Raw genomic sequence first — 19,915 nt, 5'->3', positions numbered from 1 at the left:
TTGTCTGCTCAGCTGAAGGTATGGCGGCTCAATGGCAGGCTGCGCACGCGCTGGCCGGTCAGCAGTGCGACTGCGTTGGCCACCGCCGGTGCCACTGCGGGCAACGGTGGCTCGCCGATGCCGCCCATCTTCGCCCCGCTTTCGACAATGCGCACATGTACCCTGGCCATGCGCGACGGCGGCAGGATCGGGTACAGGTCGTAGTTGCGCGCGCGCGGCTTGCCATCCACGTACACCGCTTCTTCCAGCAGTGTCTGCGACAGGCCCAGGGCGACGGCGCCGTTGACCTGGTGCTCGATGATCGCCGGGTTGACGATGCTGCCCGGGTCGATGGCCTGCCAGATGTCGTGCACCTTGACCTGGCCATTCTCGATCGACACCTCGGCAATGACCGCTGCCTCCGAGCCGAACGGCGAGGCCATGGCCACGCCACGCGCTCGTTTGCTGCCATCCTCGGCGGTGAACGGCCCACGTTTCCAGCCGCCGGACAGTTCGGCGACGGCCTGCAACAGGTTGGTCAGGCGCTGGTTGTCCCGCAGCAGGTGCAGGCGCAGTTCGAACGGGTCCTTGCCGCCTTTGTCGGCCAGTTCGTCGAGGAACGATTCATAGAAGAAGTCGTTCAGCGAGTTGCCCACCGAGCGCCAGTAGCCGAGCATCGCCGGGCCTTTCACGTAGATCTGCGCGATGCGCTTGTTGGCGATGGCGTAGGACTTGCCCGACAGCCCTTCGAGCGCGGTCGGGTCGAGTTTTTCGCCTTGCTTGCCAGCGATGGCTTCGGTCGGGCCTTCGGTGGCGCTCACGGCTTCGAGGGCCACCGGCAGGCCGTCGGCATCCAGCCCGGCGCGGAACTTCACCACGGCGACCGGGCGCAGCACATCGCGGAGGAATTCCTCTTCGCGGCTCCAGATAAGTTTCACCGGCCGGCCGACCGCCTTGGCCAGGGCAATGGCCTGTGGGTAGGGGTTGGCCGAGTCGTACAGGAAGTGGCGGCCAAAGAAACCACCCAGCAACGGCGAATGCAGGGTGATCTGCGCCGGGGCCAGGCCGGTGCGCTTGGCAATGTCATCACGGAACATGTCCGGTGCCTGGTTGGGCAGCCACACCTCCAGGGTGCCGTCCGGGTTGAAGCGCGCCAGTGCCGATGGTGGTTCCAGCTGGGCGTGGTTGAGGTACTGGTTGTGGTAGGTTGCCTCGACCCGGGTCTTGGCACTGGCCAGCATGCCGGCCACATCGCCCTGGTTTTCGTCGTCGCGCGCCGGGCCCGTGACCGTGGCCAGGTGCTCGCGCCAGCCATCGCTGGAGAAGTCGGCCGGCATTGGCCGTACCGGGCTATCGGCCGCGGGCTCCTTCCAGTCCACCTGAATGGCTTCGACCGCGCGCTTGGCGTGCCACCAGCGTTCGGCAACCACCGCCACGGCACCCGGCAGCTGATGCACCGAATGCACGCCCTTCATGGCCTTTACCTGGTCTTCGTTGCGCAGGCTGCCGACGGTCATGCCCAGGCGCGGCGCGTGCTGCACGGCAGCGTGGAGCATGCCGTCAACCTTGATATCGATGCTGTACACAGCCTTGCCGGTGGACTTGTCGTAGGCATCCAGGCGACGTACCGGCTTGCCGATCCAGCGAAACTGGCTGGGGTCGCGCAGCTTGACGCTGGCCGGGTCCGGCACCGGCAGGTCCATGGCCCGCCCGGCCAGTTCACCGTAGGGGATGGAGCGGCCAGTCGTGGTATGTACCACGTGGCCCGGCGTGGTGGAGAGTTCTTCGACCGGCACGCCCAGCTGCTCGGCGCCCGCCTGCAGCAGCATGGCCCGGGCGAGGGCGCCCAGGCGGCGCATGGTCGGGTAGCTCATGCGCACCGACATGCTGCCGCCGGTGATGCGCATGCCATTTTCCATCACTACATAAGCTTCGCCGGGCGGCGCGCTGTCGACCACGAAATTGGCCGGGTCGACGTCCAGCTCTTCACCAACGATCTGCGCCATGGCAGTGAAGGGGCCTTGGCCACCTTCCATGAACGGGCTGAGCAGGCGCACTTTGCCGTCCGGGCGGATCTCCAGAAACGCCGGCACCTGGGTGCCGCGCTCCGGGGTCGCTGCGGCGGCTGCCTGCACGCGGGCCGACCCCATGGGCAGGCCGAAACCCAGCACCAGGGCACCGACAGCCGTGCCGGCAAGAAAGCGCCGACGCGACAGGTTGACCGTTTCGCCCAGTTGCAGCCTGAGCAGTTCGGCGGGGGTATCGACTGGTGTGTTCATCAGGCCTTCTCCCCTTGGGCCAGCCCATGCACGGCGGCATGGATGGCGTTGTAGGTGCCGCAGCGGCACAGGTTGACCATGGCTGCCTCGATCTGCGCGTCACTGGGCTTGGGCGTGTGCTTGAGCAGCGCCGTGGCCGCCATTACCTGGCCGGACTGGCAGTAGCCGCACTGGGCCACCTGGTGCTCGACCCAGGCCGCGACCACCCGTTTGCCCACGGCATCGGCCTCGATCGCCTCGATGGTGGTCACCTCGCGCCCGACCACTCCGGCCACCGGGGTGACGCAGGCGCGCACTACGTTGCCGTCCACCAGCACCGAACAGGCGCCGCACTGGGCCAGGCCGCAGCCATACTTGGTGCCGGTCAGCCCCAGGTCATCGCGGATCACCCACAGCAGGGGCGTGTCGGCGTCTGCCTCGACCTGGTAGGTCTTCTGGTTGATGCGTAGTTCCATGGTTCACCTGCCCGTCAACGGTTGCTGTCGCTTGGTTTCTTCTGATTGGGGAATACGGTGCTCCCCAGTGCAGAAACGCTAGCACAGCGGGGTGACCGCTGGTCTGCTGGCGGGGGCAGGTTCAGAGGATCAGGCAAGCAATTCGGTGAAATGCGCAAGCGGCGATGTGCGCTATCGCCTGTAGGAGCGGCCTTGTGTCGCGATGGGGCGCGCAGCGGCCCCGGGATCTTGGCAGCATGCAGTATTGTAAGGGGCCGCTTTGCGGCCCATCGCGACACAAGGCCGCTCCTACAAGAAAGCGCATTTGGAGGTGAGGGGGACTTCCGCAGCGAAAACCCGGATAATGCCGGCCAATTTCGTTTTGCACGCTTAAATCACGGTAATCCCGCATGGAAATCAAGGTTAATTTTCTCGACAATCTCCGTCTCGAAGCCAAGTTCGACGACTTCACGGTGATCGCCGACCAACCGATCCGCTACAAGGGTGATGGCTCGGCCCCGGGGCCGTTCGACTATTTCCTGGCGTCTTCGGCCTTGTGCGCGGCTTACTTCGTCAAGCTGTACTGCCAGACCCGCGACATCCCTACCGAAAACATTCGCCTGTCGCAGAACAACATCGTCGACCCGGAAAACCGCTACAACCAGGTCTTCAAGATCCAGGTCGAGCTGCCCGAGGACATTTCCGAGAAGGACCGCCAAGGCATCCTGCGCTCCATCGACCGCTGCACGGTGAAGAAGGTGGTGCAGACCGGCCCCGAGTTCGTGATCGAAGTGGTCGACAACCTCGATGCCGATGCCCAGGGCCTGCTGATGCCGGTGGCGGACACCAGCACCTACATCCCCGGCAAGGACCTGCCGCTGGAGCAGACCATCGCCAACATGTCGGGCATCCTCGCCGGGCTGGGGATGAAGATCGAGATCGCCTCGTGGCGCAACATCGTGCCCAACGTGTGGTCGCTGCATGTGCGCGACGCCCAGTCGCCGATGTGCTTCACCAACGGCAAGGGCGCGACCAAGGAGGCCGCGCTGGCCTCGGCGCTGGGCGAGTTCATCGAGCGGCTGAACTGCAACTTCTTCTATAACGACCAGTTCTGGGGCGAGGAGCTGGCCAACGCGCCGTTCGTGCACTACCCGAACGAGCAGTGGTTCAAACCCGGCCCGCGTGATGCGCTGCCGGCCGAGATCCTCGATGAGCACTGCCTGGCAATCTACAACCCGGACGGCGAGCTGCGTGGCTCGCACCTGTACGACACCAACTCGGGCAACACCGCGCGCGGCATCTGCTCGTTGCCGTTCGTGCGCCAGTCCGACCAGCAGGTGGTGTACTTCCCGTCCAACCTGATCGAGAACCTGTTCCTCAGCAACGGCATGAGCGCCGGCAACACCCTGGCCGAGGCGCAGGTGCAGTGCCTGTCGGAAATCTTCGAGCGTGCCGTGAAGCGTGAAATCCTCGAAGGCGAGCTGTGCCTGCCGGATGTGCCGCGGGAAGTGCTGGCCAAGTACCCGGCCATCGTCGCCGGTATCCAGGGCCTGGAAGAGCAGGGCTTCCCGGTGCTGGTCAAGGATGCGTCGCTGGGTGGCGAGTTCCCGGTGATGTGCGTGACCTTGATGAACCCGCGCACCGGCGGCGTGTTCGCTTCGTTCGGCGCCCACCCGAGCCTGGAAGTGGCGCTGGAGCGCAGCCTCACCGAACTGCTGCAGGGCCGCAGCTTCGAAGGCTTGAACGACCTGCCGCAACCGACCTTCGAAAGCCATGCGCTGACCGAGCCGAACAACTTCGTCGAGCACTTCATCGACTCCAGTGGCGTGGTGTCGTGGCGCTTCTTCAGTGCCAAGGCCGACTTCGAGTTCGTCGAGTGGGACTTCTCCGGCCACGGCGAGGACTCCAACGTGCAGGAAGCCGCGACCCTGTTCGGCATCCTCGAGGACCTGGGCAAGGAAGTGTACATGGCGGTGTACGACAACCTTGGCGCCACCGCCTGCCGCATCCTGGTGCCGGGTTACTCGGAGATCTACCCGGTCGAGGACCTGATCTGGGACAACACCAACCGCGCCTTGTCGTTCCGCGCCGACATCCTCAACCTGCACAGCCTGGACAACCGTTCCCTCAAGCTGCTGCTCAAGCGCCTGGACAACTGCGATGTGGATGACTACACCACCATCACCACGCTGATCGGCGTGGAGTTCGACGAGAACACGGTGTGGGGCCAGCTGACGATTCTCGAGTTGAAGCTGCTGATCTGCCTGGCGGTACAGCGCTTCGAGGACGCCAAGGAACTGGTCGAGGCGTTCCTGCAGTTCAACGACAACACCGTCGAGCGTGGCCTGTTCTACCAGGCGCTGAATGTGGTGCTGGAAGTGCTGCTGGACGACGAACTGGAAATGGACGACTACGAAGCCAACTTCCGCCGCATGTTCGGTAACCCGCGCATGGACGCGGTGCTGGGTTCGGTGGACGGCAGCGTGCGCTTCCATGGCCTGACCCCGACCAGCATGAAGCTCGAAGGCCTCGATCGCCACCTGCGCCTGATCGAAAGCTACAAGAAGCTGCACGCGGCCCGGGCCAAACTGGCCTGACCACGCGTTACTCCTGTAATCGATGGACTCGCCCCCGCCGAGGCATCACAGTGCCACGGTGGCGTTCTAAGAAGCCAACGGCAGCGAGGGCGAGACCATGAAAAAGCATAGTTCCAAGCAAGGTTCCCTGTCGTCCACTGATGTGGAGCTTTGCACAACCATCTGTGTAGACCTGGCCAAGCAGGTCTTTCAGTTAGCAGGCGAGGATGCTACCGGTCGGGTGATCTACGAAGATCGCATCAAATCCCGTCAGGCCTTTCATGATTTCCTGCTCAGGTTGCCAGCGACAGTGACCGTCTTGATGGAGTGCGGCCCAGGTGCACAAGCCTGGGCAAGGCTGCTGCAGGCCAAAGGTAATGCGGTTCGCATCCTGCCTGCGCAACGAGTCGCCGAACACCGCAGCGGCGCGAAGAACGACCGTAACGACACCCATGCCATTTTGCGCGCCGGTCGCGATACCAGTATTGCCTCGATATCGATCAAGAGCACCACAGCACTGGCTATTCAAGCACTGCACCGTATCCGCCGCGGCAACATCAAGCGGCATACCGCGCTGGGTAACCAGATACGTGGTTTGCTGCTTGAGCATGGCGTATCCATGCCACAGGGCGACGCTGCGATTGGTAAGCATGTGCCGCGGTCTCTTGAGGATGCCTCTTTACCTTTGCCCGACCTATTGCGTGAGTTGCTCGATGAGCTGTTGACGGACTGGCTGTCTCTGGGTGAACGCATTGCGGGGCTCAGTAGACGGCTCGAAGCGACAGCCCGGGAGGATAAAGTCGCACAGCGACTGGTCACCATTCGTGGCGTAGGCCCTATCATCGCCACGGCGATCGTGGCGAAACAGACCGAGCCCAGCCGCTTCGCCAGTGGCCGAATGTATTCCGCCTTCTTCGGTATCGTGCCCGATCAGCACAGCAGTGGAAACAAAGTCAGATTGGGCAGGATGAGCAAGCGAGGTGACGGCTACATACGTAGCCTGATGATCCAGGGCGCACATGCTGTCTTGAGTCAGCTAAGGCCTGATTCCGATCAGCCAGACGATCGCCGCCTCTTGCGCTGGCTATCCCGCCTTGGGCGCAAGGAAGCGGCGATCAGACTGGCTAATCGAAATCTGCGCATTATCTGGGCCCTGTTACAGAACGACCAGGTCTATCAACACAAACCGAACAGCAACCCGGAGGCTGCCATGAGCCTCTGACCAACCGAGTAATGCCACCGGGGCGCTAAGCGCTCCAACCCCTGCTAGTGAACATTGACCCCTGGTAAGACCGTCGCAGACTGATGCCTCCGCTCCTACAGGCCCGATGCAGTGGCCTCAATGTAAACGGCACGCTGCGAGCTCACCACGATGTTGGCCAGAAGCAAAAAGCTTCCTCGAACAGGCCTGATACATAGATGCAACCGGGTTCCTATGTTCAAAAGCAGCTAGACAGTGTGGGCGAGTCCATACATAGGAGCGGCCTTGTGTCGCGATGGGCCGCAAAGCGGCCCCCGTTTTGGCATTGAAGCTGATATTGCCGGGGCCGCTTTGCGGCCCATCGCGACACAAGGCCGCTCCTACAACGACGTCGATCGCCTTCATATATCGGTTTCAAATAACCGCTATCCCCAATCTGTCTTGCCGCTTCGCCTGCCAGGCGCGTAGCGTTTTGCTCCCATCCCCTCGATCCATGGCGCGTTGACCGCCAGAAGGACCTCGGCCGCGCACAACAAGAAGGCGCAGACCATGAGCACCCCTTTGGATACCAATGCCCTCAAAGCCCGCCAGCAAGCCGCGTGGGCCAGTGGCGACTACGCGGTAATCGGCACCACCCTGCAACTGGTTGGCGAGCGCCTGGCCGAAGCCTGTGACCTGCGCTGGGACGAGCAGGTGCTGGATGTCGCCGCCGGCAACGGCAATGCGACCCTGGCTGCTGCCCGGCGCGGCTGCCGTGTCACCTCCACCGACTATGTGCCCGAGCTGCTAAAGCGCGGTGAAGAACGTGCGCGGGCCGAGCACCTCAATGTGGTGTTCCAGACTGCCGATGCCGAAGCGCTGCCGTTTGCCGATGGAACATTCGATGCGGTGCTGTCCACCTTCGGCGTGATGTTCGCGCCCGACCAGGCCCAGGCCGCGCGTGAACTGGGCCGGGTGTGCCGGCCCGGCGGCCGGATCGGCCTGGCCAACTGGACCCCGCAAGGGTTCGTCGGGCAGATGTTCAAGACCCTCGGGCGGCATGTACCGCCACCAGCCGGGGCTCTGCCGCCTTCACGCTGGGGTGATGAAGAACAGTTGCGCGTGATGTTCGAGGGGGCGCTGGGCGAATTGAAGGTCAGCCGCCAGCACTTCAACTTCCGCTATCGCTCGGCGGCGCATTTCATCGAGGTGTTCCGCACCTGGTACGGGCCGGTGCACAAAGCGTTTGCCTCGCTGGAGCCGGAAGCTGCCGGGGCGCTGGAGCGGGATCTGGCGCAATTGCTGAATGAAAGCAATGTGGGCGGCGCGTCGTCGTTGGTGGTGCCGAGTGAGTACCTTGAAGTGGTGATCATTCGAGGTTGAGCCCACGGGCCAAGCGCTCAGTTCTTGCACTTGGCCATCACCACCTGGCAAGTCTTCGGTGTGCCCCCTGACCGGCTTGCATAACGCACGCAGTTGTTCAGCGATTTCTGCCGGGCAATGCTCAGCGTATTGCCCCACGCGAGGCCGCCTTCGCCGGTGGTGGGCACAGCTTTGGCGAAACAGTTGGAGCCCGTTGCGGGCGTCGCGTACCTGGCCTTGCTGGCTTTGCTGGAGCAGCCGGCGGTGAGTGCCAGGCTGAAGGCGAGCAGGGTGGTCAGCGCCCAGGACGTGTAGGGGCGAATCGGTTTACTGCTCATATGCTCTCCTTACCGAGGCGCAGGACTCCCCGCCGCGAACACCGGCAAGGCCGGTGCCATACTCTGCACAGGATATTGCATTCAAGCGAAGCGGTGAACGCTTGCGTTGCACCAGATGCAGCGCAAGGCCTTGCACCATGGCAAGGCCTTGCGCCTGGGGCAACGATCAGAAGCGGTAGTTGAAGCTGGCTTCCAGCGTACGCGGTGCACCCGGGGTGATCAGGTCCACCGAACCGTGCGCGGAGGCATAGTAGTCACGGTCGAACACGTTCTTCAGGCGCAGTGCTGCGTCCCACTGCGGCACGCTGTACAGCAGCGCAGCGTCGAAGGTGGTGTAGCCCGGCATCACCACCACGTTGTCGAGTGCGGTGTAGCGCTCGTCGACGTAGTTGGCGCCGGCGGCCACGCGCCATTCCGGGGTCAGGGTGCGCACCAGCCAGACGTTGGCGCTGTTGCGCGGCGTCAGGGTAGGGGTCTGGCCTTCGTTGGCAACGCCGTTGGTCTTGCTGTTGGACTTGGTGATCTCGGCATCCAGGTAGGCGTAGCCGGCGTAGATCTGCCACTTGTCCGTGAGTTGCCCGCTGACGGTGGCTTCGAAGCCGTCGGTACGCTGCTCGCCGGCCAGCACGGTCAGGTTGGGGTTGGCCGGGTCGGCGGTCTTCATGTTGGTGCGCTCGAGGCGGAATACCGCTGCGGTCAGCGACAGGCGGCTGTCGAGCAGGTCCCACTTGGCGCCGATTTCGTAGTTGGTGGTTTCTTCCGGCTCCAGGTGCTGGTTGGTCGGGCTGACCGCGAACACTTCGCCCGAAGGCTGGTAGCTGCGGCTGACCGACACATAGTAGGACTGGATGTTATCCGGCTGGTAGACCAGGCCGGCACGTGGGCTCCAGGTCTTGTCGGTACGGTCGAGGTCTACGTTCTGCGCGCGGTCGTCGTCGTACTCCTGGCCAAAGATGTCATAACGCACGCCGACCAGGGCCTTCCAGTGCTCGTTCAGCTCGATCATGTCCTGCACGTACAGGCCGGTGGTCTGCTGGAAGTTGGTGCCCTTGGACGACAGGTTGGCGGCGTGCTCCGGCACCGGCACCAGGGCGTCGCGATACACCGGCACCTGGGCCACGTTGTTCTGGCTCAACACCCGCTGGTGCTTGTCCTGGAAGCCCACTTCCACGCCATACAGCAGGTTGTGCTGCATGCCGGCAAGCTGCGCCTGCTGCTTGAGTTCGGTCTGGTTGAACATGCCGTACTCGTCGCGGGCGACGTTGCCACGGTTGAGCTTGACCAGCAGTTCGCCGTCAGGCGCGGTGACGAAGCGCGTCGGGCTGCTGTCGGCCAAGGTGTTGTTGCGGTCCAGGTCGTAGCGGTAGTACCGGCTGGTGTTGGTCAGGGTGAAGTCGTCGTTGATGCGGTAGTCCAGGCTGGCAGTCAGCGAGAACACTTCGCTGCGGGCGTAGTCCTGGTCGGCATCGCCGGAGCCGAAGCGTTTGTCGCGGTCCACATCTACCGGGCGGTTGCCCAGCGCCGGGATGCCGAAGTCGATCAGGCGCTTGTCGTACAGGTAGGTGGCGCCCAGGTTCAGTTCCAGGTCGTCGGAGAGGCGGAAGTAGGCCGACGGCGCGATGGCCTTGCGGTCGATGTAGCCATCGTCGCGGAAGGTGTCGCTGTCTTCGAAGGCGCCGGTCACGCGGTAGGCCTGGTTGCTTTGCGGGTCGGCCCAGCCGGTGTCGAACTGGGTGCGGCGCTTGCCTTCGCTGTCGAAGCTCATGCCGACTTCGCGCTTGGGCGTGAAGCTCGGCTTCTTGCTGATGCTGTTGATCAGGCCGCCCGAAGAGCCACGGCCATACAGCACGGCGGCAGGGCCCTTGATCACCTCGACCCGCTCGATGTTGGACAGGTCACGGAAGTACAGGGCGTCGTCGCGCACGCCGTCGATGTACATGTCGCCAATGGCGCTGAAGCCGCGAATGGTCACCTGGTCACGCTGGCCGTCGCCGTTGGACAGGCCGACGCCGGGCACGTTCTTCAGCACGTCTTCCATGGACTGCGCACCCTGGTCCTTGATCACGCTTTCGGGCACGACGTTGACGGTTTGCGGGATGTCGCGCAGCGGGGCGTCGATCTTCATGGCGCTGCGGCTTTCGCTGGCCTTGTAGCTTTGCTGCTCGTAGGCGCTGGTGACGGCAGTGGCGGGCAAGGCGAGGGAACCCTGCGATTCAGGTTGGACAGCCGCGTGAACAGCAGGCACAACCAGCAGGCCCAGCATGGAAATGGATGCCGGGGCAACAGACTTTTTTGCCATTACAGGTGACTCTTTGTTGTATTTGGAGGTCACGAATAGTAATGATTTGTAAATGTAAAGCAAGTGTAAAGAGTTCGCATTTGCTATTGCAATGGCGCAGGTGGCGAAAAAACGACAAAACGCGTCGCAAGGGGGAGGGCCGGCAATGTGCCAGGCAAGGGCTATGCTTGTTGGCGCGTGAGCATTTCACGCCCCCATCCGGTCTTGATCACATGGAAGCAGGCCTATGAATCCAATTCGCTCTCTCGCTCGTGCTGTTGCCCTTGCCACCCTGGCGTCCGCCGCCAGCTTCACGGTGCAGGCTGCCGGTATTCCCATTGGTAGCGAGGCGCTGGAAAGCCACGTCACCACGCAGGTCACGGCCATCGACCTGGCCAGCCGCCAGGTCACGGTGAAAGGCCCCGACGACAAGAAGGATGTGACCTTCCAGCTCACGGAAAAGGCCAAGGCGCTGCCCAACCTCAAGGTGGGGGACCAGGTCGACATCTACGTGACCCGTGCTGTGGCCTATGTGCTCAATCCCGAAGTGGGCGGTGCACCGAAGGCGACTGAAGAGTCCGGTACCATTCGCGCCACGGCGGACAACCCCAACCCGGGCGGCGAGGCGTTCCGCCAGGTCAAGGTGACCTCGCAGATCAAGAAGATCGACCTCAAGAAGCATGAGGTGAGCCTGTTGCCGCCGGAGGGCAAGCTGCAGGTGGTCAAGGTCGAGAACCCTGATCTGCAGGCACGCATGAAGAACCTCAAGGTCGGCCAGACGGTCGACGCGATCTACACCGAAGTGCTGCGCGTCGAAACCTCGCGCTGACCATTCATTGGGGCAGGCTACGGGTTGCCCGCGCATGGATCCGCCGTGATGCCTTGCATGACGGCGGATGTCGTTCGAACAGCTGCATCACCCAATCGGGCCGAGTCTTGCTGGCATCGTTGAGCCAATTGGCAACCGAGTCCTGGGCATACTTGTCTGCTTCGGCCAGGCGCGGCACCAACAGTGGCTCGGCCACTTCGGGCGCTTGCTTGAGTGCGGCGATGTGCTCGCACCAGACGCCACGTGGGCGCAGCACCTCGATACAGAAGCGTCGTACCAGTGGGTTGCTGTCGCCGGCATGCCGGGCAAGCAGGGCCAGGGCATCATCCAGCGCTTGAGCCAGGCGCGGGCGCAGGGCTATCCAGGCCCATTCGCGCACACCAAAATGTTCATCGCGAGCAAAACGCAGCTGGGCCAGCAATGCGGCTTCGAGATCGAGCGTGCGCGACAGGTGCGCCTGGGCGAAGGCCGCCCAGCTGCGCACCGTATCGGAGCTGTGTGCGCTGCACTGCTCCAACACCTGCTGGCGCTGGGGTGCAGGTACGGGTTCCAGCCACTGCCCAAGGGCAAGGCCGATCCCCGTGATTTTTTTTGACAGGCCCTGCGAGCATGTTTCTTCGGCGCAGGTAGCCAGCTGTTCGATCAGCGTGTCGGGCAACTGGCCTGCCAGAGCACTGACCAAGGTCCTTTGATCCACCGCCAGGCATTCGGCCAGGTTGCGGGTGGGCAACTGCCCATGGTCGATCAGGGTTGTACGTTCATCTGTCATCGAATGTGCTCCATCACATACGGTTTGGTCTGGCCTCAGCCGTGAACCCGCCGGCTCAGGCTGCGGGCGCCGAGGCTGCGCAGCATCCTAGCCCAATTGGCTGGTATCCATGTGGCGAATAGCATGCGTGCACACTTTCGATTTCCATGGATAAAGGGAATTTTCCGATCATCGCCTGAACATCTGTCACGAAATGAGGACTGCCATGTTCAGCAAGACCTTGTGCCTTCTGGTGCTTCCCTTTGCCCTGGCGTTGCTTGCTGGTGCCGTGCTGCCGTTCCAGGCTGCGGGTAATGCCGCCGTCGGCCGGGCGCTGGGGCACTGGTTGTGGGGTGCGTTCACGTCATTGACGGTAAGTTCGCTGGTAGTGATCGCCGCGCTGCTGATCCTCAGAGTGCCGGCGCCGGACATGGGCAAGGCCTTGCAGGGGCCCTGGTGGCTGTGGGTTGGCGGTGTGCTCGGGGCGTTGTACGTGGCCGGTGCCGCGGCGCTCACCCCCAGGCTGGGCGCAGCGGGTTTCCTGGTGCTGGTGGTGGCGGGGCAGATCATCACGGCGGTGGTCGCAGACCACTTCGGGGTGATGGGGTTGGGGGGCAAGCCGCTCAACCTGGCCAGGTTGGCGGGTGTGGTGCTGATCCTCTGCGGCGTGCTGCTGGTGCAGGGCACCTGGGCAGCAGGCACGCCGGCCAGTGCCACTGCCGTGGTGAAACAGCCGGAAGGCTGATCAGCGCCCCGGCTGGCTGCACGCCCACACGGTTTCCCGCAGCCAGCGATGCCCGGGGTCGTTGTCCTTGCGGCTATGCCAGGCTTGCTGGTAATCGAACGAAGGAATCGCCAGTGGCGGCTCGAACTGGCGCAATGTCCTTTGCTGGTGCAGCGAGCCCACCGCGCGGCTGGCCACGGTCAGGATCAGGTCGGTGCCGGCCAGCACCTCGACCGCCGCACTCCAGTGCGGCAAGGCCAGGGCAATCCGCCGGCGCAGGCCTTGCGCGGCCAGGGCGCGTTCGATTTCATCGAAGGCATCCGGGTGCATGGCCATCAGCACATGCGGGCGGGCCAGCCAGTCGGCCAGGGCCAGGCCGCCGCTGGCCGGCAGCACTTGGCGGTCGGCAACGCTGATGAAGCTGTCGGTGAACAGCGGCTGCGCGGTGATGGCCTGGGGCAGGTCCGGGAAGATGCCCAGGGCCAGGTCCAGTTCACCATCGAGCAACTGGGCCAGCATGGTTTCGCGGCTGGCCTGGCTGATGGCCAGGTCCACCCCGGGCGCGACATGGCGCAGGTGGCGCAGCAGGGGTGGCAGGATGATCCGCGAGGAATAGTCGGACAGCGAGAGCCTGAAGCGACGCTGGGCCTTGGCCGGTTCGAACTGTGGGGCGGCAAGCAGGCCGTTGAGGTTGCCCAAGGCGTCGTGCAGCGGTTTGGCCAGCGATTGGGCGCGGGCGGTCAAGGCCATGCGGCCGTTCTGGCGCACCAGCAAGGGGTCGTCGAAGTGCTTGCGCAACTGCGCCAGGGCGTGGCTTACCGCCGGTTGGCTGCGGTGCAGGCGCAGGGCGGCGCGGGTCACGTGCTTTTCGCTCAGCAGGGCGTGCAGGGCGAGCAGCAGGTTGAGGTCGATCTTGCGTAGTTCATCCATGGTGCGAATGGTCTTGGTTGTGTCTGGCAGTTTTGATCAGCTTAACAAATGCCCAGGGCTGTCGAGGCCCCAGGATTTCGGCATCATGGCTGACATTGTCGGGGCCGCGTTGCGGCCCATCGCGACACTTTGCCGGCGAGCGTCGGCCTGTAGCACTCACCGGGTGCTGAGGCACTGAGCGAATTGCTGCAAGGGGTGCAGAAATCATCTGCATCCCGCCTGATTGTTCAACTTTCCTCGCCTGATTAGCCTGACTCGAACACCCATCCAACAGGATTCGATCATGGCTACCCGCATCGTTCTCAACAGCACCGGCACTGCCGATGTCATGCAGCTTGAACACTTGCAAGCACAAGCCCCAGGGCCCGGCCAGGTCTGGCTGGAACAGACGGCCATGGGTGTCAACCCGCTCGACCTGTTGCAGCGCAAGGGCGGTGCCCCACTGGACTTGCCTTCCGGGCTTGGGCTGGAAGGGGCTGGGCGGGTCGCTGCCATCGGCGAAGGGGTACATGACGTGCAGGTGGGCGACCGGGTCGCCTATGCCATGGGCCCGGTTGGCGGTTACGCCAGCGGCCGCCTGTACCCGGCCGAGCGCCTGGTCAAGCTGCCACCGCAGCTGGATGACCAGGCCGCTGCCGCCGTGCTGTTCAAGGGCATCACGGCGCAGTACTTGCTGAAGACCACTTATGCCGTGGGCCCGGGTAGCCAGGTGCTGTTGTACGGTGCCGCCGGTGCCTTGGGCCAGCTGATGGCGCCCTGGGCGCGGCACCTTGGGGCGACGGTGATCGGCGTGGTATCACGCCCGCAGAGTGTGGCAAGGGCGCAGGCAGCGGGTTGCCACCATGTGCTGGTGTTCGACGCGGCAACCTTGGCCGGCCAGGTCCGCGAGCTGACCCAGGGCCAGGGCGTGGACGTGGCCTATGACTGTGTCGGCAAGGTGTCGCTGCAAGCCTCGCTGGACAGCCTGCGGGTGCGTGGCTTGCTGGTGTCGTTCGGCGGCACCTCCGGCGCGCCGGCGGCCATCGAGGTTGCCACGCTCAACGCCAAGGGCTCGCTGTACCTGACCCGGCCATCGCTGGCAGCACACACCCGCACGGTCGACGAGTACCAGCAGCGCGCCGCCGATGTGCTGGCGGCGGTCGCCGAGGGTATCATCCAGCCTCGGGTCTGGCGTGCCTACCCGCTGCCCGACGCGGCCAGGGCCCACGGGGACCTGGAGCAAGGGCAGTCGGAGGGCGCGCTGGTCCTTACTGCCTGATACCCGACTTCCACCCCTACTGCCTTGTGCCGAGCCTTGCCATGGATGCCTTCGACAGCCGCCGCGCCGATGAACTTGCCACCTTGCTGGCGCTGCACGAGCAGGGCTCGTTTGCCGCTGCCGGGCGGCAGCTGGAGCGCCACCCCACGGTGCTGTCGAAGCGCCTGAGTGCACTGGAGGTACGCCTCGGCATTCGCCTGGTGGAGCGCAGCACGCGGCAACTGCGCTTTACCGATGAAGGCGAGCGGCTGGTGGCCAAGGTGCGCGAGGCCAACCGGCTGATCGCCGAGGCCGAACAGGAAGCGGCCGAAGGGGCGGCGACAGTACGTGGACGCCTGCGCCTGGCATTGCCGGCAGCCATGGGCCGGCGCTGGTTGAGCGGGATGCTGGCCGATTTCGTGCTGGCCTACCCGCAGGTGATGGTGGAGGCCGAGTATGCCGATCGTTTCGTCGATCTGATCGGCGAGGGTTTCGACGCCGCCATCCGCATTGGCGAGCTGGCTGACAACCGCCTGGTGGCCAGGAAGCTTTGTGATCACCTGCGCATCCTCTGTGCGTCGCCCGAGTACCTGGCCCGGCATGGCGCACCTGGGCAACCGGAGGATCTTGCTGGGCACAATTGCTTGGGTTTCAGTGGCTTGCGAAGCTTTCCTGAATGGCGACTGATGAGTGGTGGGCGACAGGTGAGTGTCAAGGTTGCCGGCAGCCTGCGCAGCAACGACAACGAAGCCCTGCTGGAGGCGGCGCGGCGTGGCGTTGGCATCCTGGCGGGAGGGGACTGGCTGATGGGCGAGGACCTTGCCGCCGGGCGCTTGGTGCGGGTGCTGCCGCAATGGCAGCTGGATGTGGCGGCAGGCATTTACCTGGTAAGGCCGACCGCGCGTCTCAACACTGCCGCCCTGGTGGCTTTCAAGGCGTGGCTGGAAGCACGCTTCGAGGCCGGCGCACCATGGCGGCTATAGAATTGCACATAACTAATTGAATTAGCAGAGACCCTGTGGGAGCGGCTTTAGCCGCGAACACCGGCGTAGCCGGTGCCATGCACCGCGTTGGATTCTTCGCGGCTAAAGCCGCTCCCACAGGGTACGCGGGCAATCGTTATCGCCGCGCTACAGCATGCTGCACGCATTGCTCGTAATAGGTCTGCTTGATCGCTGCAGGCTTGAGCCGCGAGCGGCTGTTGTAGGTTTGTTCGGTAATGCCGAAGGCGGTCATGCGCATCCACGGTTTGGGGAATTTGCGCGCCTGCAGCTTCTTGCGCGTGGCATACAGGGTTACCCCGGAAAGCTTGGCCTGCTGCGCCTCGGCGGCTATCTGCGCGCCCCAGCCGCAAGTGTGGCGATCGTTCTGGCTCAGCGCCCGTGCCTGGGCGCCGAAAGCGAGCGTGGCCAGCAGGCAGCCGGCCATCGTTGCTAGAAGTACTCGCATGTTGCTGTCCTAAGCATCTGAAGGAAAACGAAGTTTGCCTTCACAAGCTGCTACCGGGGGCCAGCAAATTGCCGTCAGGTTGTTGCCATCCGCAACGGGCTGGCGCGGGAGGGGCGTAGGCTGGTCCAGGCCAGGCTGGCGACCCAGATTACTGATACGCCGTAGTTCAGTCGCTGGTACAGGCCGAACCACTGGCCGCTTTGCGCTGCCTTGCCCATGAGCGCGATGGTCACGATCGCCAATACCACGCAGGCCAGGGAAAACAGCCCCAGTGCCCTGGAGCCGGCAATGCGATTGCCCAACCAGGCCCACAGCGCGCTAGCAAGGGTCAGCGAAAGGAACATCAGCAAGCCGGACAGGTTGTGTAGCTGCTGCGAACGGGAAGGCTGCACCGGAACGCAACCTTGGTCGCAGGGAAACCACCCGGTACCCAGGCTGCCCACGCCATGCAACAGCACCAGCGCCGCACTCAGCAATGCCAGCTTCGAGCCACGCCAGCGCCGCGCCAGGCCCCAGGCAAACAGGGTGAACAGGATGGCAAGGGGGAAGTTGTTGACCAGCGACGACCAGTTCTGGGTCGGCGAACCGACCGCGCCGAGCTGGCTCATGGCCTGTTGCAGGTGGTCGTAGCCGGGGTAGGCCAGGGCGGTGAACCATACACCTGCCAGCAGCCAGAGGGGGATCAACAGGCCGCTGGCGAGCAACAGGCGGTCGAGGGGTTTCATGCTGTGTTTTCCTTCCATGGATGAGCGTGAAACCGCACAGTACAGCCTCGCACCTGCGAGGGGCCAGCATTTCCAGTGTTTCGTTCAGGGCTGCCGCGCCTGCGAACGACGAGAAATACCGCACTGCGTGTATGTGATCGTACAACTGCTTGCGCTATGATGAGCGCTGTCTTTCAAGGTGAAATACAGGGCAATGACAGAGCAGCAGGTACAGGCAAAGACCCGGCGCAAGCCGCGCAGTCTGGCCCAGGAACTGGTCACGGTGCTGACCGAGCGCATTCGCAGCGGCCAGCTCAAGCGCGGCGACAAGCTGCCGACCGAATCGCAGATCATGGTCGAAGAGGGTGTCAGCCGCACGGTGGTGCGTGAAGCGATCTCGCGGCTGCAGGCCGCCGGGCAGGTCGAGACCCGCCACGGCATTGGCACCTTCGTGCTGGACGCGCCAGCCACGGGTGGTTTCCGTATCGACCCGGCGACCGTGGTCACCCTGCGCGAAGTGTTGGCGGTGCTGGAATTGCGCATTGCCCTGGAGATCGAATCAGCGGGCCTGGCGGCGCAGCGGCGCAGCGATGAAGAGCTGACCGGCATGCGTGCGGCGCTGGACGAACTCAACGAAGGGGCTGCCCACGCCACGGATGCGGTGTCGGCGGATTTCCAGTTCCACCTGCGCATTGCCCAGGCCAGCGGCAACCACTACTTCGCCGACATCATCAACCACCTGGGCACCAGCATCATTCCGCGTACCCGGTTGAATTCGGCGCGGCTGGCCCACGATGACCAGGCGCACTACATGAGCCGGCTGATGCACGAGCACGAGGCGATCTACGAAGCCATCGCCCGGCGTGATAGCGAAGGGGCGAAGATGGCCATGCGCATGCACCTGAGCAACAGCCGCGAGCGCTTGCGGCAGGCGCATGAAGAGGCCGAGGCGCAGGGGGTCTGAGGCTTCTCTGTTGCCTGACCTGGCCTCTTCGCGGGTAAACCCGCTCCCACAAGGTTATCCATTACCTGTAAGTACGGCGCGGTCCCTGTAGGAGCGGGTTTACCCGCGAAGAGGCCGGTACAGCCAAAAGAAAAGCCCCGCCATGCACGGGGCTTTCCTGTTTCAGGCAATCAGTCAGATTGCTCCCTCACTCCACTGGCCATTCACCAGCCGGCGCAGCCCAAGCGGGTTGCCGTCGCGCAGTGCCTCAGGCAACAGCGCCTGCGGGTAGTTCTGGTAGCACACCGGGCGCAGGAAGCGGTCGATGGCCAGGGTGCCGACCGACGTGCCGCGCGCATCCGACGTGGCCGGGTAAGGCCCGCCGTGCACCATCGCATCACACACCTCGACACCGGTCGGGTAGCCATTGACCAGGATCCGCCCGACTTTCTCCTCCAGTAGCGGCACCAGCCAGGCGAAGGCCTGCAGGTCTTCCGGCTCGCCGATCAGGGTCGCGGTCAGCTGGCCACGCAGGCCGAGCAGGGCGGCGCGCAACTGGTCGTTGTCCTGCACTTCCACGGCAACGGTGGTCGGGCCGAACACTTCTTCCTGCAGCAGCGGGTCAGATTCCACCAGCAGGCGGGCATCAGCCTTGAACAGCTGGGCGCGCGCCTGGCTGCCTGCCTGCGCCTGGCCGGCCAGGTGCTCGATACCGGCATGGGCGTGCAGGTGCTCCAGGCCACCGACGTAGCTGCGCAGGCCACCGGCGTTGAGCATGGTCTGGCCGGCCTGCTGGCTCAGGTGCTGGCCAAGCTCTGCCAGCAGTTGGCTGTACTGCGGCGATTGCAGGCCGATCACCAGGCCCGGGTTGGTGCAGAACTGGCCTGCGCCCAGGCACACCGAACCGGCCAGTTCTCGGGCGATGGCTTCGCCACGCTTGGCCAGGGCGCCCGGCAGGATGATGACCGGGTTGATGCTGGACATCTCGGCGAACACCGGGATCGGCTGCGGGCGCTCGGCGGCCATGCGGCACAGGGCGTCACCGCCTTTCAGCGAGCCGGTGAAGCCGACGGCCTGGATAGCCGGGTGCTTGACCAGCCACTCGCCGACGCCGCCACCGAACACCATGTTGAACACGCCCTTGGGCATGCCGGTGCGCTCGGAGGCGCGCTGGATGGCACAGCCGACCAGGTCGGCGGTGGCCATGTGGCCGCTGTGGGCCTTGAACACAACCGGGCAACCGGCGGCCAGGGCCGCGGCGGTATCGCCACCGGCGGTGGAGAAGGCCAGCGGGAAGTTGCTGGCGCCAAACACGGCGACCGGGCCGACGCCGATGCGCATCTGGCGCAGGTCCACGCGTGGCAGGGGCTGGCGCTCGGGCAGGGCCAGGTCGATGCGCGCACCGAGGAAGTCACCACGGCGCAGCACCTGGGCGAACAGGCGCATCTGGCCGCTGGTGCGGCCGCGTTCGCCCTGGATACGGGCGGGGGGCAGGGCGGTTTCACGGCAGACGATCGCGACGAAGGCGTCGTCCAGTTCGTCCAGTTCGGCCGCGATGGCGTCGAGGAACTCGGCGCGCCGCGCCGGGGTCAGCTGGCGGAATTCGGCGAAAGCGGCGGCCGCGGCCTTGGCGGCCTGGTCCACTTCACTTTCGGTGGCCTGGGCGAAGCTGTAGGGCAGGGCCTCGCCGGTGCTGGCGTCCAGGCTCTGCAGGCGCTGCGGGCCAGCGGCGCTGCGCTGGCCGGCGATGAAGTTGTGGCCGAGGATTTCAGGCATGGGATGCTCCTGTAGAGAGTAGTGAAGGAAGAGACCGTGCTTGAGGCGTTTGCTCGGACCCTGTGGGAGCGGGTTCACCCGCGAAGCAGGCAACTCGGTGTATGGCACCGGCTTTGCCGGTATTCGCGGGTGAACCCGCTCCCACAGGG

At 64.4% G+C, this 19,915-nt stretch carries 17 protein-coding genes; 8 read left to right on the top strand and 9 right to left on the bottom strand.

Annotated elements, in window-relative coordinates; translation table 11 throughout:
• Window positions 1-8: 8 nt before the first annotated feature.
• A complete protein-coding gene (locus tag ABNP31_RS15150; protein ID WP_350012465.1) occupies window positions 9-2,258 on the bottom strand; it encodes a xanthine dehydrogenase family protein molybdopterin-binding subunit in 2,250 nt (749 codons plus the stop codon).
• Window positions 2,258-2,713: a (2Fe-2S)-binding protein gene (locus tag ABNP31_RS15145; protein WP_085665661.1), complete on the bottom strand. Its 456-nt coding sequence runs from the start codon at window positions 2,711-2,713 to the stop codon at window positions 2,258-2,260. The genes ABNP31_RS15150 and ABNP31_RS15145 overlap by 1 nt, the downstream gene beginning before the upstream one ends.
• 389 nt (window positions 2,714-3,102) lie before the next feature.
• Between ABNP31_RS15145 and ABNP31_RS15140 the strand changes: the two genes are divergently transcribed.
• The 3 genes from ABNP31_RS15140 (at window position 3,103) to ABNP31_RS15130 (ending at window position 7,831) form a co-directional block, all read left to right on the top strand.
• A complete protein-coding gene (locus ABNP31_RS15140; protein ID WP_350012464.1) occupies window positions 3,103-5,289 on the top strand; it encodes an OsmC domain/YcaO domain-containing protein in 2,187 nt (728 codons plus the stop codon).
• A 142-nt stretch (window positions 5,290-5,431) separates the two neighbouring features.
• A complete protein-coding gene (locus tag ABNP31_RS15135; RefSeq protein WP_085665802.1) occupies window positions 5,432-6,490 on the top strand; it encodes an IS110 family transposase in 1,059 nt (352 codons plus the stop codon).
• Between the two features lie 528 nt (window positions 6,491-7,018).
• Entirely contained in the window at window positions 7,019-7,831 is an 813-nt protein-coding gene (locus tag ABNP31_RS15130; RefSeq protein WP_350012463.1) for a class I SAM-dependent methyltransferase, read from the top strand.
• A gap of 17 nt (window positions 7,832-7,848) precedes the next feature.
• On the opposite strand, the gene ABNP31_RS15125 is transcribed toward ABNP31_RS15130, so the two are convergent.
• Window positions 7,849-8,148, bottom strand: a complete 300-nt coding sequence (locus ABNP31_RS15125) for a hypothetical protein (protein WP_025338818.1) — start codon at window positions 8,146-8,148, stop codon at window positions 7,849-7,851.
• Window positions 8,149-8,314: 166 nt separating this feature from the next.
• Window positions 8,315-10,447: a TonB-dependent receptor gene (locus tag ABNP31_RS15120; protein WP_178080890.1), complete on the bottom strand. Its 2,133-nt coding sequence runs from the start codon at window positions 10,445-10,447 to the stop codon at window positions 8,315-8,317.
• A gap of 226 nt (window positions 10,448-10,673) precedes the next feature.
• Here ABNP31_RS15120 and ABNP31_RS15115 point away from each other — a divergent pair, with 226 nt between their 5' ends.
• Window positions 10,674-11,255, top strand: a complete 582-nt coding sequence (locus tag ABNP31_RS15115; RefSeq protein WP_085617056.1) for a hypothetical protein — start codon at window positions 10,674-10,676, stop codon at window positions 11,253-11,255.
• Window positions 11,256-11,259: 4 nt separating this feature from the next.
• Here ABNP31_RS15115 and ABNP31_RS15110 read toward each other — a convergent pair whose 3' ends face one another.
• Window positions 11,260-12,024 (bottom strand): hypothetical protein, encoded by a 765-nt coding sequence (locus ABNP31_RS15110; RefSeq protein ID WP_238066461.1) that lies wholly within the window; start codon window positions 12,022-12,024, stop codon window positions 11,260-11,262.
• Between the two features lie 205 nt (window positions 12,025-12,229).
• Between ABNP31_RS15110 and ABNP31_RS15105 the strand changes: the two genes are divergently transcribed.
• A complete protein-coding gene (locus tag ABNP31_RS15105; protein WP_025338822.1) occupies window positions 12,230-12,748 on the top strand; it encodes a DMT family transporter in 519 nt (172 codons plus the stop codon).
• Here ABNP31_RS15105 and ABNP31_RS15100 read toward each other — a convergent pair whose 3' ends face one another.
• A complete protein-coding gene (locus ABNP31_RS15100) occupies window positions 12,749-13,657 on the bottom strand; it encodes a LysR family transcriptional regulator (protein WP_350012462.1) in 909 nt (302 codons plus the stop codon).
• A 283-nt stretch (window positions 13,658-13,940) separates the two neighbouring features.
• On the opposite strand from ABNP31_RS15100, the gene ABNP31_RS15095 reads away from it, so the two are divergent.
• Complete coding sequence (locus ABNP31_RS15095; RefSeq protein ID WP_350012461.1) at window positions 13,941-14,915, top strand: quinone oxidoreductase family protein; 975 nt, start codon at window positions 13,941-13,943, stop codon at window positions 14,913-14,915.
• Between the two features lie 41 nt (window positions 14,916-14,956).
• Complete coding sequence (locus ABNP31_RS15090; RefSeq protein WP_350012460.1) at window positions 14,957-15,877, top strand: LysR family transcriptional regulator; 921 nt, start codon at window positions 14,957-14,959, stop codon at window positions 15,875-15,877.
• 136 nt (window positions 15,878-16,013) lie between these two features.
• Here the strand turns inward: ABNP31_RS15090 and ABNP31_RS15085 are convergent, their stop codons facing one another.
• Window positions 16,014-16,343 carry a hypothetical protein gene (locus tag ABNP31_RS15085; protein ID WP_023660807.1) on the bottom strand — a complete coding sequence of 110 codons (330 nt, stop codon included), beginning with the start codon at window positions 16,341-16,343 and terminating at the stop codon, window positions 16,014-16,016.
• A gap of 74 nt (window positions 16,344-16,417) precedes the next feature.
• A complete protein-coding gene (locus ABNP31_RS15080) occupies window positions 16,418-17,068 on the bottom strand; it encodes a DUF998 domain-containing protein (RefSeq protein ID WP_350012459.1) in 651 nt (216 codons plus the stop codon).
• A 193-nt stretch (window positions 17,069-17,261) separates the two neighbouring features.
• On the opposite strand from ABNP31_RS15080, the gene ABNP31_RS15075 reads away from it, so the two are divergent.
• On the top strand, window positions 17,262-18,011 hold the full coding sequence (locus ABNP31_RS15075) for a FadR/GntR family transcriptional regulator (protein WP_085665669.1): 750 nt from the start codon (window positions 17,262-17,264) through the stop codon (window positions 18,009-18,011).
• A 174-nt stretch (window positions 18,012-18,185) separates the two neighbouring features.
• Here the strand turns inward: ABNP31_RS15075 and ABNP31_RS15070 are convergent, their stop codons facing one another.
• Complete coding sequence (locus ABNP31_RS15070; RefSeq protein ID WP_085665670.1) at window positions 18,186-19,766, bottom strand: aldehyde dehydrogenase (NADP(+)); 1,581 nt, start codon at window positions 19,764-19,766, stop codon at window positions 18,186-18,188.
• Between the last annotated feature and the right edge of the window lie 149 nt (window positions 19,767-19,915).

It is taken from the genome of Pseudomonas asiatica (assembly GCF_040214835.1).
GTDB classification, from domain to species: domain Bacteria; phylum Pseudomonadota; class Gammaproteobacteria; order Pseudomonadales; family Pseudomonadaceae; genus Aquipseudomonas; species Aquipseudomonas putida_Z.
This window is presented reverse-complemented; position numbering and strand designations above follow the sequence as displayed.